Source organism: Gottschalkiaceae bacterium SANA (genome assembly GCA_036323355.1).
In the GTDB taxonomy this organism is placed as follows: Bacteria; Bacillota; Clostridia; order Tissierellales; family GPF-1; genus GPF-1.
The window spans coordinates 914,307-929,488 of record AP028876.1; the positions used below are offsets into that span (position 1 = coordinate 914,307).

Genomic DNA, 15,182 nt, shown 5'->3' on the forward strand with positions numbered 1-15,182 from the left:
TAAAATCATTACAATTTGATTTTATCAGGAGGGCATATGAAACGGATACTATCATTCTTATTGGCTTTATTATTGCTATTCAATCCGCTTTTTTCAGTTGTTGGAGAATCGTGGATCAGTTTTGCTGGATCAGAATCAGGCTTAGCTCTATCCCCGGGAGAGGGGACGGTATCAAGCATGATTCTTGGAAGTGAAGGCGCACTTCAATTTACAGTAGACAATACTGGATCGAGTCATCTTTACAATTTATCTTTGCGTGTGGTAGTCGGGAATGGATTACTGGCAAAATCGGATCTTTCATTCGAAGGAGTGGCTGCGGAAGTTACTTCCTCTGCAGGAACTGCAACAGAATTTGAGACTGAATTAGCATTCATGGATATCAAGGATCTGGCAGCAGGCGAGTCTTATTCGGTGAGTATACCCCTTGAGAGCATGTTGCATCCTATGGAAAATATAGACGAACGGTGGGTGGAAAGTGAAAAATTGATCGCTTTTGGTGACCGGATCCCGGTTACCGTAGAGTGGTTGGCTAGTCGTAATCCGCAGGAACTGCCGGAAGATGCAAGCCCTAGTTTAGTGTCGGAAGAACGAGCCGTTAAAGTAGAATTGACACCGGTTGAAGTAACCTTTTCAGGTGGAGGCAATCTCTTGTTGGGGGCAGGAGAAAACTACGATATTTCCGATAATGCTTTTTCGAAAAAAATAGCAATTACCATGAAGAATAATGAAGCGATTGAATCGCGGGTTGCGCTTCAGGTCGCTATTCCAGATGGGATCGAAGTTTCCAACTTTAGCATAGAGCCTATAGGCTATGTAGAACCAGAGGCAGGAGCAAAGACAATGAATCTTTTGCAGGCGGATGGTAGTGGGATTCTTGATTTTGGTTCTCAAGTCTTGGCACCGGGAGAAACGCGTGTCATTGATTTTGATGCATCGATTTTCAATCGATTGATGTTTGAAGGAGAAGTCAACCAAGGAGAGTTGATTGCGCATAATCAAGTATTGCCTTTAGATTTAAGCTGGCAATTGATTGAACCGGATCTGGATCCTGAAAATCCAGCTTTTCCAACGTTCGCTATTCGCAAGCAGTTAGTTGCTAAAGAATTGATTTTGTCCAAATCGGTACAATCAAATGACAATCCGATTGGTTATGGATCTCAGATGAACTATTCGATTAGTTTGAAATCTAATCAGTATTATGGTGCTCGAGATTTAATTATTTATAGTCGGTTGGAAGATCTTTTAAATGAAATGCAAATTGGTCAGAGTTTGAATCAAGAGAGTATAGTTTTCTCTGGTTCCGGTTTTTTGGGTGTTGATCAAACCTGGCTTAAGGGACAAGAAGAACGGGATGTGGAAGAGAATCCAACAGGCATTGTATGGCGTTTGCAGGAAGCAGATACCGCCCAGTACTTGATCGACGGGCTTGAGGATCTAGAAAGTGCACGGGAGGAAATCAACAATCGTACGCCTATATATGAAGGTAATGACTCTTCTTTAAGAATAATCCAAGGGTTTCTTGGAGATGATCCTGATGATATTCCTATAGACATATTGTCAGAGCGAGCATGGATCAATCAGTTTCAAGCGGACCTTATGACAGCAAAAGCAAGTGCATCTCCGGAAGCGCTTGCTCCAATTGATGCTTTACTTGCATCAATAGCTGCTTGGCAGGTGAAAGTAGATGGAGCTGGGCAAGCTGCCAATTTTTTAAATCAAGCAGAAGTGAATATGGCTGCGCAGGTGATGGCAAGTGAAAAAGTCAGTGGTGCTGTGGCAGCGTATCAAACAGGACTTGATGATCCTGGACAACCGATTCAGTTATTTGAAAGTGCGACTCAAGAAGCTGTGACTGCTGGGGAAGATGCTGAAAGTGCAAAGCAAGCTTTGAATTCGAATTTATTGGAAATTGAGGCCGCACGAGCAATTGTATCAACCTATTTGTCAGATCAACATGCAATTGCATGGAAGGCGGAGTTAGAGTCCATACAAGCTTTGGATTTAGCGCAAGCACCGAACTATGTAAGTCTTTTGGCACAAGCAGATTTGTCAGCGTCAGTAGAAGCTGGACGTGGAGACTGGATTATTCCATGGAGTGAACCTGTTTTGACAGATGTTTCGGTTGACTTTTCTAATCAACAAGCGTTGGAAAGCTTGCTGAATCATGTGAGTTTGGATACCGAGCGTACAGGATATGGACTAGATAAAAGCTCGGTATTCAATATTAATTTCTCGACTATGGTCATGGAGAATTGGGTGATGCCGCTAGATTGGTCGCAAATGGGACCTATTTTGGCTGGAGATCGATTAAGCAGTGCTGCAACCTTGGATATGACGAGCCGTGAGGGTGTTGTAAAAGAGGATGATAGTCGAGTTAATGCCGCTTTAAAGATTCCTTTAGCAACAATCAGTGAGAGCGTTGTTGACGTTAATGATCAAGAAAGCTACGAGATGGTCGATGATAAGGCCGTGATCCAAGTAGGTGATGTGATTACTATGAACGTGGTTTATGATGGATTAGCGGTCAATGCCAAGCAAAATTTGAAAGAGATGTTCTTTATTTTGCCTGAGGGAACCCAGTATATTCCAGAGACAGCGCTAACCAATGTGATTTCTGGTGGACCAGCACCAGTTATGATCTATGATGGGGAGTCCGACGTGTTTGTTATGGAGACGATCTCTGACCCGGATTATCCGCAAGACCCGTCTAAACGTCTTCCCGTTCAGGTCGATGAAGGGACAAAAATTGTATATAGCTATGATCTTATTGTGAATGACCTGCCAGTAATTGTTGAAGGAAAGGAAGATTTTCATCTTTCTAAACTGGTATTAGAGACTCAGGGTAACGTGCAAAGCGACCGAGATGAATCACAGTTCTATTATTCGGCGCCTAAATTTACCATTGATAAAGAATCGAGCGTGACAGATCTCTCAAATTTAAAGGGTGGTCAAGTTCTGCCATTTACCATTACCGTTGAAAATGAAAGTCGATCGAGTGCGTTTGAAGTTGTGGTTCAGGATCTCTTGCCTGACCAATTAATTATGCTTCCGGATACAATTGAGCTACTTGCTGAAAATGGAGATCCTGTAGATGGGGCAGTCGGTTATGATATGGAGAGCAAGATTCTCACAGTAACACTGACGGAAGTGCCGGGTGCCAGTGATGCCGGTAATGGCAAGGTGATCATTGCCTATGAGGCTGGTGTTGTCAATCCGGCACCTGCTGAACTGTCTTTCTCGAATATAGCGAGTCTTGTTAGTTATCAGAAGCAGGCGGGGCAAGCTCCGGCTTACACGGATCAACCGGTTACAGATCGTGTAACGATGACGGTGTCACCATTCACTGTTGAAAAAACTGTGGTGGATTCGACTTATCGGTTGGAAAATGATCAACCGAATCTCAATCGAGCGCGACCAGGAGATCAGATCACCTATGAGATTTCGATTCAAATGGAACCGGGGATTTCAGTTTATGATTTAAACTTAAAAGATACCTTGCCTTTGGGTATGGACGCGGAGCATTTCTATCGATTGGATGGAACGAATTGGACTGAAATTATTAATGCACAGCAGCCCGATGAGAGTAATCATCAGATCTATCAGATCGATATGGGTAATCAAGGCTCTGCAACGGAGGCTGTAACCTTCACATATCGAGTGGTAGGAAGCTTGAGAACCAACGAGACTTACACGCAATTGCAAAATAAAACAAATACGGCTTATGTGACGTGGAAAACGGCATCGGACGGTACCCTTAACAAGTCCAAGAGTGATGGTGCATCCATTCAAGTGGCATTTCCAGATGTGCACCCGTTGGCGATTCAAGTTGATCGCACAACGAAGAAAGTAAACAATAAGTTTTATGCAACTTTTGATCCAGAGATTGAGGATACAGCGATCTTTACGGCACGTTTCAAAAATACAGGCAAGGACACCGCCTATGACACAGAGGTTTGGATCGATTTGCCGGAGGAATATGTCTTGGCTTCGACACCAGACGGATTAATATACGATGCTGTTAATCATCGTTTAACCGGAAGCATTGATGTATTAGATGTCGATGAGACCAAGGCCTATTCAATCTCTTTGACCTCACAGCCAGGAACCGTACAGGTTGGCACGGATCGTCAGATGAAGGCAACCATGGTCAAATTCTATAATGTCTTTGATAAGCTATATGATCAGCAAAGAAGCACATCCATCTATGTGAATCAAGCACCAACGGCTACAGATGGGGAATTTATTGCAAGGGAAGACACAAACTTGACAGGCAGTTTGGACCGTGGAGACTTAAATGGTGATCAATTAACCTATTCTGTTTTAACAGAAGTGCCAGCAAGTGTAGGATCCTTCTTCTTTACGGAGGGGAATGCATGGACATTTGTTCCTGCTCTAAATTACACGGGGGATGACAATCTGATTGAGGTGCAAGTTAGCGACAATCTTGGAGGGCTTGCAAGAGCGGCCATAACCATTGATATTGTAGCAATTAATGATGCACCTATTATCAATAATCAAAGCTTTGAAACTGATGAGGAAATCGCAATCGTCAATCAAGCGATTGCTTTTACCGATGTGGACAGCACGGCTTGGACCTTTGCTTTGGTTGGCGATGAGCCAGAGACCGGCTCTTTGACCTTGAGATCCAATGGCACCTTTGACTATACATCACCAACTGATTTTTATGGGGATGTTAGCTTCCAAGTGAAAGTGACCGACAATGGAGATCAAGAAGATGAAACCCTCTTGTTTGATGAGGCGATCATTACCATTGTGGTCAGAAATGTACAGGATTCACCAGACTTAAGTGGTGATACGACAGAGACCAAGGAAGATACGCCTGTAGAAGGAACTGTAACCGCAAGGGATTCGGACCCCGATGATATTTTGACCTATTCGATTGAATCTGATCCGACTTATGGAACAGTCACGATTTCGAAGGATAATAATGGTCAGGCGACCTATCGCTATGTACCGGCCTTGAATTATCATGGACTAGATCGATTCCAGGTTCGGGTTTCTGATGGAAACGGAAATTCTGATTTGGCCTATGTAGATGTGACCGTTACTCCAGTAAATGATCAACCCGTGGTGGATGATCAGCTTTACACCACCAAAGAAGATATGGAATTGACAAGGACGATTCCAGCATCGGATGTGGATTCTGAGAATTTGAAATTCACGATGATTCAGACGATCAGTGAGGAAGAAGGAACCCTTGTTCTGGCTACAGATGGAAGCGTAGTTTTTCATCCCGCACAGGATTTCGTTGGGGATGCAGTCTTCCAAGTGAGGGTGAGTGATCAAGAAGATCCGGCATTGACGGATACAGCAACCATTACAATTCGTGTAACGCCGGTCAATGATCCACCAATTGCTTCCAATCTTTTTATTAGCATTGCAGAAGATACATCGACAGCTGGCAGTGTAACGGCCAGTGATGTAGACGGCGATGCCTTGACCTATGAATTGGATGAGCAGAGTTTGGCGAGTCTTCGGGGAACGGTGACAAAAACGGGTGGTTCTTCCAGTCCGGGATTTTTCTATACGCCAAAGGGTGATGATTATGGAACCGAAAGTTTCATTATGATCGTACGTGATCCCGATGGCCAAGAAGCTCGAGCAACAATCACCGTTCAAGTGACGGCTGTCAATGACCTGCCGGTTACGCCAAATCAAGAAGAGACCATGGATGAGGATGGCGAAGAAATTCAAGGGGCCTTAGACGTTACCGATGCGGACCCGACGGATTTATTGGTTTCAACCCTCACTCGTGCACCAATTCATGGTCTAGCAACCGTTGCGACTAGTGGTGCATGGACCTATGAACCTCATGCCAACTGGCATGGTGTGGAAACCTTCGATATCGGCACCGATGATGGACAGGAAGGGACAGCTCTTGCGACCATTACGGTTATAGTGCGATCGATTAATGATGAGCCAACAACGGTTGATTACTGGCATACTACCCAGCAAAACCTAGCGATCCCTGGCCAGGTTGTAGCCAAGGATGCGGATCTTCAGAATATCGTCTTTGGCGGTACTGCAGATGAACTGGTCTTTTCTATCGATACACCGGCCTTACATGGGCAAGTTGGTATTGATGAAAATACAGGGAAATGGCGATATGAACCGAATCTAAACTATGTCGGCGAAGATGCGTTCACCGTTCATGTTCAAGATTTGCATGGCGGTCATACGACATCGCAAATCCATATTCAGGTGATTGGTCAAGATGGGGGTATTTATCCGTCAGACAACACGCCGCCAGTTACAGGTAATCAAACAATTTTGCTTAAGCCTGAAAATCTGGGCACCATTGTATTTGGCCAAGTGATTGGTGTGGATCCCAATGGTGACGAATTAGTGTATAGCCTCTTGGATGATGCGGATACACAAATAACGATTGATGACCTTGGTGTCTTCAAATTATTGGGAAATGAAGGACAATGGGAATTGACTGTTGCAGCCGATGCTGATTTGTCGAAATTACCAAAGATTGTAAGTGTGAAAATTTCCGATCAACGCGGTGGCCAAGCGGTTGCTAGAATCTATTTCTCTAAAGAAAAGAACGAATATGCGATGAATGGTATTGTCGCAGATCTTGAGTCTTTTGGGAACACGCCAAGTGAAGAGCAATTGATAGGCGGTGCCTTGATCACTCTATATGACGAAGCCGGTAGCAAGATTGGAGAAACAACATCAACAAATGATGGCCAATTTACTTTTGGCCAACAGGCGGAAGGCATTTATCGTCTAGTCATTGAAAAGGAAGACTATGCGGTTAAGAATCATGAATTCTATTTTGACGCAAGTGGAGATGAGTGGATCTACCTAAGTCCATATGGATTTAATTTAGCAGCGAGCCCACGGACCCTAGTCATGGATGGAAAATCCATTTCAGACCTTTTGGCAACATTGACCGATTTGCAAGGAGAACCGGTTGCCGGATGGACCGTAAATTTCCAACCGGTTGAAGACGGCGCGTTCACATATGGTGAATACCTGGATGGAAGTGTCTTTGTAACGGATGAAAAGGGGCAAGTCTTGACCTCCTTTAAGGCGGCTGATCTTGCATCCTTAGATTCACATGTGATTCCTTTGATTGTAGAAGCCAGAACCGGTCAAACGCTCAAGGCGCGGGATCAGATCCTCTTAATCTTTTCTCCATCGGTAATTGAAGGCATTGTGATCGACCAGAAAACAGGTCAACCTGTAGAAGGTGCGCGTGTGATGATTGAGGAAGATTTGGATGGTGATGGGATCATTGACTATCGAGCTGAGCAAAGGACGGGTGTAGATGGTCGTTATTCGATCCCGATTCCATTAGGGAACAGCAGATATACCTTATCTATTACAAAACCTATGCAAGTCAATGGGCAGAGTCGAGATTTCACCTTTAGACAGATTGTGGATGCGGGAGAAATTACGGGTTCCGGCGATCACTTCTATGCTGAAAAAACGGTCAGCGGAATTTTATTGGAACGCGGCCCTGATGGTGAGGAAGGCATTCCTTTGGATCTATCGAGATATGCATTGGAAGTCATGGATGAAAACGGCCTGATTCGAAGTGATGTACATGCGGTATTGCATGCTGATGGAACCTTCACGATTTCCGGTGTTGAACCGAATGAGACCTATCGAATCAAACCGAGAATTATCTTTGATGGACAGACCTTGTATCTGCCAGGCATTGAGGTAATGGTTTCAGAAAATGGAGAAATTCAGATTGCAGAGCTTCTGGTAGATCCATTTGGCACAGTAAGCAATAAGGCCAATGGAGAAATTATTGAAGGCGCTGAAGTCACTTTGTATTATGCGGATACAGAGAGAAACCGTAATGCGGGGCGTCCCATTAATCAGCCAGTTGTTTTGCCAGACCATCCTTTGGCTTTGTCGAATAACGAGAACCCTCAATTTTCAACAAGTGAAGGTAAGTATGGCTATATGGTTTATCCATTTACCGATTACTATCTACTGGTAGAAGCGGATGAATACGCGAATTTTGACAGCAGAAAAGATGGAATTATATCTGTTGAAAATGAGATTGTTATTTATGATATTAAGATGAGTAAGTCAGGTTTCTCGATTATTCATAAACCGGGCACCTTGGAATTGGAGTTGCGAGCAAAGACTCAAACCCCAAGAGTGGAAGCGGGCCAAGAGGCGCAAGTTGACTTGTATGTGACAAATCATTCCAATGAAAATTTGAGTGAAGTCGTTGTTCGTTCTCTACTTCCAGCGGAGATCTCACCAGTCATTCCAGTATTTACAGAAGGAATGCGGATTCGCATCGTGGGAGATGAGTTGGTTATCACCTTGTATAATGTGAATGCCGGAGAAACGATCACGGTACCTGTTTCCTACAGAACTAATGGGGAAGCTGAAAATGGAACTGTGGTTAGAATGGAGTATCGGATTTCGCCACTCTATGGAATTATGGAATCCGATCAACTCAATGCACAAGCAGGCTTTTTGATCATAGCTTCCGGGCAAACGGGACATCATGATCGTTATCTTTATGGGTATCCTGATTTGACGGTCCAACCGGAACGTGCGGTTTCTCGTGCGGAGTCTGTTGCTATGGTAGTCCGGATTATGAAGCTCGAAGGTGGATCATCAAAAACGACTGTCTTTGACAAAGAGTTGGAAGGCCATTGGGCACGAAATAACATCGCAGTTGCTTTGGAACATGGATTGATCGAAGGCTATTTAACTGGATGGTTCAAGCCGGATCAAGCCATGACTCGAGCTGAATTTTCAACCTTGGTTGCCCGTGTGATTGATTTGGACCGCACCGGGGACGCAAAAGCTTTTTGGGCCGAGAATACCATGGAACGTTTATTGGATTATGGATTGCTGCAAGGTGATCCCGATGGAAATTTAAGACCTGACGATCCAATAACTCGAGCCGAAGCGGTAACTATCTTGAATCGATTGTTGATGCGTGGACCTTTGCAAGGGATTGATCCCTATTACACGGATCTAATGGAAACACATTGGGCGTATGGAGATTTGATTGAGGCAACTTATAATCATGACTTTAAGTTCCTTACAAATGGAGAAGAAGCTGAGAATTATGATTTAGAAAAACCGATTGATGAATAGAAAAATTCCCGAGGGCTTTAAAGCTCTCGGGAATTTTTTATTCGGATTGAAGAATAGAGATAAAAAGTTCTGTAACGAAGGGATCAAATTGTGAACCTGAACAAAGGGTGAGTTCCTGTAAGGCTTCTATTCGAGTCTTACATTTGTTATAGCATCGGTTGGATGTCATGGCATCATAGGCGTCAACAATGCCGAGGATACGCGATGTGAGAGGAATGTTGGTACCTGAGCGTCCCTCTGGATATCCATGGCCATCCCAGCGCTCATGATGATAGAGAATGCCCTCTGCGATACTGTCCATATTTGGGGAGGCCGATACAATTCTTGCTCCGATTTCTGAATGTTTTTTCATCATGAGCCATTCCTCCTCACTCAATTTGCTTGGCTTATTGAGTATTTGAGCGGGAATAGCGATTTTACCGATATCGTGAAGTTTTGCAAGGAGTCTGAGTTCATTGATAATATGATAATCTAATCTCATTTTTTCGGCAATGGCAACGCTATAGGTTTCAACACGGTGACAGTGTTCTTCTGTTTCTAGATTTTTCTCCTGTAGACTCTTCATCAAGGAGAGAACGACAGATGCTTTAGAACTGGTTCGATTTGTCAACTTATCCTTATACATGCGATCTTCAGCACGTTGAAACAGATTTTCAAAGCTTTCTCCTTCTCTTGAGTAGGAATAGCCAATGGATAAATTGGTTTCCATGGGCAGATCAGATTGATTTTGAATTGCATTTTTGATCTTGTGGATTCGACTCGTAACTTCTGATCTGCGGAGGGGGGGAAGAATGATTGCAAACTCATCTCCACCGATTCGACCAATAAAGTCCGCATCTTGGAATTCATTATTCAAGATCGAAGCAATCCGTTTTAAGGCACGATCGCCAAATTGATGTCCATGGGTATCGTTGATCGGCTTTAAGCCATCCATATCGGATACCAGCAGGAGGTGATTGCTAAGATCATGGCTACCCGTATAGGTTTCAAAAGCGTTTCGATTCTTTAAATTGGTGAGTAGGTCATGGCTTGCTAGAAATTGAATGTCTGTTTCGTATTTTTTTCTTTCGGAGATATCTGTGACTGTCCCTAAGAAGCGTTCAACCTTGCCAGTTTTGCTTCGCACGATCACCTTGCTGCTATTGCTGACCCACTTGTAGATTCCACTGGGAGACAGGGTACGAAAATCCATTTGAAGGGTTTCGTAATTGCCAATAATGAAATCGCGGATCTTTTTTTCAAAGGTATTTTGGTCTTCTGGGTGAATCCTGGAGACGATTTCTTTAAAATCGGTGGTTTTGTTGGTATCAGGTGAATCGAGATGTCCACTACTGATCACTTGATCTGCTTTAACATTCCACTCATAAATAAAGGAGTGATTGGCTTGAATCGCTGTTTTCAAGCGTTCCTGCATTAAGTTAAGCTCTTGTTGAGAATCCAGTAATTCTGTTAAATCGGTAAAAATCACCAGGCAACTGGATGTACTTAACTTGGATTCAATGGGAACAATTTGAATCTGAAAATGAATGAATTTAGATTTTGTTTCATACACGCGATTGAGAAAAATAGGTTTTTTAAAAACTTGTTTTTTCACGACTTTTTGCTGATAGATATCTGAACATTGAAGAAGTTCTGCTACCCTGCCAAATTTCATATTATTTAAAATTTTGATATCTGAGCCCGGAAAGACCTCTTGGAAGAATTGGTAAAATGATTTATTTGCGAAAAGTAGTTTTCCTTCTGGATCCAGTTGAAAGACCGGTTGAGGCAGATTTTCCATTAATGTTGAAAATTCAAAGTTTTTGGTAAACAATTCATCCTTGATTTGTCGTAAATGGGTACGGCCTAACAAGTATTGCCCCACATCTTGTAAAAAACGAACATGGGTATCAGTCCATTGGACTGTTTGAGAAATTGAATCACAACCAATCATACCGATTAAGTTGTTGCCGATAAAAATAGGCACGACCAGATCTGCAATTGTGCCTCCCGCCAATAAGAGTGCTTGGCTGCCTTTGGCCTCGGGAGGTAACGCGCTTACATCTGAAATCTTTACAGCTCGCCCTTCTTGCAACTGATTCATTAACCAGGGAATTCCTTTGGTTTCAATTCCCATGTAAATTTCCTTGTCGGAATCAGCCTCTCTGGGATCATATTCTTCAATGTTATCTATGCGGCTGCCATCTTCACTTAAAAGATTAAAAAAGACTCGATCACCGTTGCAGAAACGTGCAATCACGCCCAGGACTTCCGTCATGGCATGTCGAATATGATCGCTGGACTCTACAGCGGATTTAATTTGCTGTAAGGATTGATGGTAGAACTCAAGGTCATCTATGATCCGATAGTCTGGAGCAGCTGTAATATCATAAACTTGTAGAGAAAAGCCCTGATTGTTTTGCTTAGACATATAACCAATTAATTGCCGTAGTTTTCCACGGGTATCCGTGATTTCATATCGATAAACTTGAGTTTGTCCAGTGGTCTGAAGTTGGTTATAATGATATTCTAAGATTTTTTTATATTTTTGGGGGATATGAGTCGTGTAATGATGACCCAGGATGAGATTTTCATCCAATAGGAGTAAAGTGGAATCGAGTATTTGAACATTAGAGTAATTCAGATCAGAATCAACGATGAACCGTAAGCTATAATGGGGGATTGATACTGAACTCAAATCTTGGGTGTTTTTCATGATGAACTCCTTTCCAAGGTTTGCATTTATTATAACATGTTTGAGAGCGAGGGGAAAAAATATGGGAATTTTCAATCAAATTGTAAATGCGCATTCTTTTGAGTTGCAGGAGACGATTTATTATTATGAAAATCGGCCTCTTCCATTCAGTGAAATTTGGATCCATGAGCCTTATCAAATTGCTTTGATTATCGATCATGGACTCTGTGAGCAACCGGTTTGCGGTGCGACATGGAGTTATCAAGATTATGTAAAAAAACAGAATGAAATCAGTGAAATGTATCGATGGCTGCGATATGACTCAAAAGATACGGAGTCTTTGATCCATGAGCTAGAAGTACTAAAAAGTTTGATGGTGGTTCAGCATGTTGAGAGATCAGTTGATCCAAGAAGAAGCCATCCTCAGCTTATAGGAAGAGCGCGGTATCAAAAGCAACTGGCTGAATGGAGAAAAGAGATCTTGCAAGGAAATTCGATGAAAGTACTCGTTTCGCTGTAGCGTGCTATGGTACAATAGGTAAAAAGGAGGCGAAGAAAGATGCGTGTAGTAGCAATTTTAGGATCACATCGGGACAGTGGAAACGGTGCGGCGGCTGTTCAGGAAATCGTAGCGGGACTTCAACTACGAGAAACGGATCAACAGATCTTGGTTGCACTGAATCGGTGTCGCATTTTGCCTTGCCTGGCATGTGATCAATGCAGGAATGGTGATTGCCTAATCAAAGATGATTTTGAAATGATTATGAATGAGGTTAAACAAGCTGACCTCGTTATATTTGCGACCCCGGTTTATTTTAATGGAGTGAGCAGCATGATGAAGACTTTTATTGATCGAGCGCAACAATATTATGCAAAATCGGATTCTTTTTCTAAGAAGAAACGAGATGTGATTTTGCTCGCGACAGCAGGCGCCAAGACTTATGAAGATCAATTTGAAGGAGTTCGACTGAATTTTCAATTTTTCCTTCAATATTTACAAGGAAAATTATGGAACTTTATTCAGATTTATGGAACGGATGATGTTTCTGTCTCTCAGCGTGAAGAGCTAAAAGAGAATCTGCAACAAGTTGGACAATTATGGAGGGAACAATATGATGCAAGAGGTTGAAGATACTTGGATTGAGGAACTGAAAACCGAAGAGGCAAGGGATCTTGTTGAAGAGATTATGGATCTGTTGGTCTTCGGCATCGAGGACCCGGAGGATCGGGAGGATGCAAACCGATTGATTGAAGACTTGAAGAATCTTGGGGAAATTACAGCGGCTGAAGAACTGTTAAAAAAAATACAAAAATAAAATATTATTTTTGCGAAATCGTCTTGTCGAAACGGAATTTTCTTCGTATAATAGTGCTAATACCATTTTTTAATGAGTGGGAAAAGCAGGAATATATAAGGAAAAGAAGAAAGGAGACAAGCGGTATGAACCATGAGTTTTATGATCTTCTAAATGATGAGGAGAACATGGATTTGTTGGATGAAATTTTGGATTGGATTGAAGCAGGTGTGGAGGGTGGCGTCGATCTTGAAGCACTTTCTCAAAAAATTGATACCTTGGAAGAATACGGGGAAGAGGCGGTTGTCGAGAAGATCCGTGCTCACGTGTATGCTTGAAAAGATTTAAATGCTGATTGGAATGAATCAGCATTTTTTTTATATTTTATGGGTAAAATAGAAATGAAGAATGTGTAAATTCATGGTAAAAATCGATTAAAAGAAGTCTGATAGGGCAAAATAGATGAATGAAGACTCATTTAAGTATTGAAGTTTGTGAAAAATTTCCTTATGATGGAAATAAAGGAGGGGTGTTATGGATGTCTTACAACAATATGGATGGTTAGTCGTTATGGTAGTTGCCATCGTCATTGAGGCATTGTCTTTGGGACTGACAAGCATCTGGTTTGCGGCCGGCGCTTTGGTTGCTTGGTTGGTTTCATTGGTCGTGGATTCTTTTGCCATTCAGCTTACCGTATTTTTAGTGGTTTCCCTGATTTTGGTCCTTGGAATTCGACCATTTGCTGTGAAGGGATTGAAGATTGGACGTCATCGGACCAATGCGGATGCCTTAGTAGGTCAAGAGGGATTTGTTTTAAAATCGATCGAACCATTGACAGCAACTGGACAGGTCAAGGTAGGCGCGCAGATTTGGACCGCTTTCAGCGATGAATCATTGGTGGAAGGACAGAAAGTAATTGTAGAAGAGATACAGGGTGTGAAATTAAAAGTCAAGAGTGTAGACAAGGAGGAAAGCTAGCATGGGAGGATTTATTGGTTTCGTCGTAATAGTAGCTGTTTTAATTGCATTGATCGCAACAAATATTCGCATTGTACCACAAGCATTTGGTTTTGTACTGGAGCGTTTAGGCGCCTACCAAGGAACCTGGGGAGTCGGATTACATATCAAAATTCCTTTGATTGATCGGATTGCCAACAAGGTATCTTTAAAAGAACAAGTGGTGGATTTTCCGCCTCAACCTGTTATCACAAAAGATAATGTAACCATGCAGATCGATACCGTGGTGTATTATCAGATTACGGATCCTAAGGCGTATACCTATGGCGTCAGTCATCCGATTGCTGCCATTGAAAATTTGACTGCTACTACTTTACGGAATATTATTGGTGATTTGGAATTGGATGAAACCTTGACATCGCGCGATACCATCAATACGAAAATGCGTGCGATTTTGGATGAAGCAACCGATCCGTGGGGAATTAAAGTGAATCGTGTAGAATTGAAAAATATTTTGCCACCAGCTGAAATTCAGGATGCCATGGAAAAACAAATGAAGGCTGAACGACAACGTCGTGAATCCATCCTACGTGCTGAAGGTGAGAAAAAGTCAACAATTCTAGTTGCTGAAGGTGATAAGGAATCTGAAATTTTGAAAGCTGAAGCTGAAAAGCGATCCATGATTCTTCGTGCAGAAGCGAGACGTGAAGCTGCAATTCGAGAAGCAGAGGGTGAAGCGGAAGCAATTTTGAAGGTTCAAAATGCAACAGCTGAAGGTCTGAAGATGCTGAAAGCAGCAGAGACTGATCAAGCGGTTTTGACATTGAAGTCGTTTGAGGCATTGGCCAAGGTCGCGAATGGACAAGCGACCAAGATTATTGTCCCATCAGAGATTCAAGGGCTGGCTGGTTTAGCGGCTTCATTAAAAGGAATTGTTGAAACAGAGGAGTAGAAAATGGCTAAAAAGTTATATCGCGATCCAGAACAGGGCATGATTGCCGGTGTTTGTGCTGGCGTTGCTGATTATTTTGAACTGGATGTCACCATTGTTCGCGTCATATGGATTGTTTTGGCTTTCGCAGCAAGCTTTGGTTTATTGTTGTATCTAGCATGCTGGATTGCATTTCCAAAGTACGATGACCTTTAGA

At 42.6% G+C, this 15,182-nt stretch carries 9 protein-coding genes; 8 read left to right on the forward strand and 1 reads right to left on the reverse strand.

The window, feature by feature from the left end:
• Nucleotides 1–36: 36 nt before the first annotated feature.
• A complete protein-coding gene (locus tag AC25CA_RS04400; RefSeq protein ID WP_486815834.1) occupies nt 37–9,108 on the forward strand; it encodes a cadherin-like domain-containing protein in 9,072 nt (3,023 codons plus the stop codon).
• Nucleotides 9,109–9,145: 37 nt separating this feature from the next.
• On the opposite strand, the gene AC25CA_RS04405 is transcribed toward AC25CA_RS04400, so the two are convergent.
• Entirely contained in the window at nt 9,146–11,803 is a 2,658-nt protein-coding gene (locus tag AC25CA_RS04405; protein ID WP_486815835.1) for an HD domain-containing phosphohydrolase, read from the reverse strand.
• 61 nt (nt 11,804–11,864) lie between these two features.
• On the opposite strand from AC25CA_RS04405, the gene AC25CA_RS04410 reads away from it, so the two are divergent.
• The 7 genes from AC25CA_RS04410 (at nt 11,865) to AC25CA_RS04440 (ending at nt 15,181) form a co-directional block, all read left to right on the forward strand.
• Nucleotides 11,865–12,302, forward strand: a complete 438-nt coding sequence (locus AC25CA_RS04410) for a hypothetical protein (RefSeq protein WP_486815836.1) — start codon at nt 11,865–11,867, stop codon at nt 12,300–12,302.
• 39 nt (nt 12,303–12,341) lie between these two features.
• Nucleotides 12,342–12,911, forward strand: coding sequence for a flavodoxin family protein (locus AC25CA_RS04415; RefSeq protein WP_486815837.1), 570 nt, complete (start codon nt 12,342–12,344; stop codon nt 12,909–12,911).
• A complete protein-coding gene (locus tag AC25CA_RS04420) occupies nt 12,895–13,098 on the forward strand; it encodes a hypothetical protein (RefSeq protein ID WP_486815838.1) in 204 nt (67 codons plus the stop codon). Before AC25CA_RS04415 ends, AC25CA_RS04420 begins: the two co-directional genes overlap by 17 nt.
• A gap of 125 nt (nt 13,099–13,223) precedes the next feature.
• Nucleotides 13,224–13,415: a hypothetical protein gene (locus AC25CA_RS04425; RefSeq protein WP_486815839.1), complete on the forward strand. Its 192-nt coding sequence runs from the start codon at nt 13,224–13,226 to the stop codon at nt 13,413–13,415.
• Between the two features lie 196 nt (nt 13,416–13,611).
• Nucleotides 13,612–14,055, forward strand: coding sequence for an NfeD family protein (locus AC25CA_RS04430; RefSeq protein ID WP_486815840.1), 444 nt, complete (start codon nt 13,612–13,614; stop codon nt 14,053–14,055).
• A gap of 1 nt (nt 14,056) precedes the next feature.
• A complete protein-coding gene (locus AC25CA_RS04435; RefSeq protein WP_486815841.1) occupies nt 14,057–14,986 on the forward strand; it encodes an SPFH domain-containing protein in 930 nt (309 codons plus the stop codon).
• A gap of 3 nt (nt 14,987–14,989) precedes the next feature.
• The gene (locus tag AC25CA_RS04440) at nt 14,990–15,181 is read left to right on the forward strand and encodes a PspC domain-containing protein (protein ID WP_486815842.1); all 192 of its coding nucleotides are present in this window, start codon (nt 14,990–14,992) and stop codon (nt 15,179–15,181) included.
• The last annotated feature ends 1 nt before the right edge of the window (nt 15,182 follow it).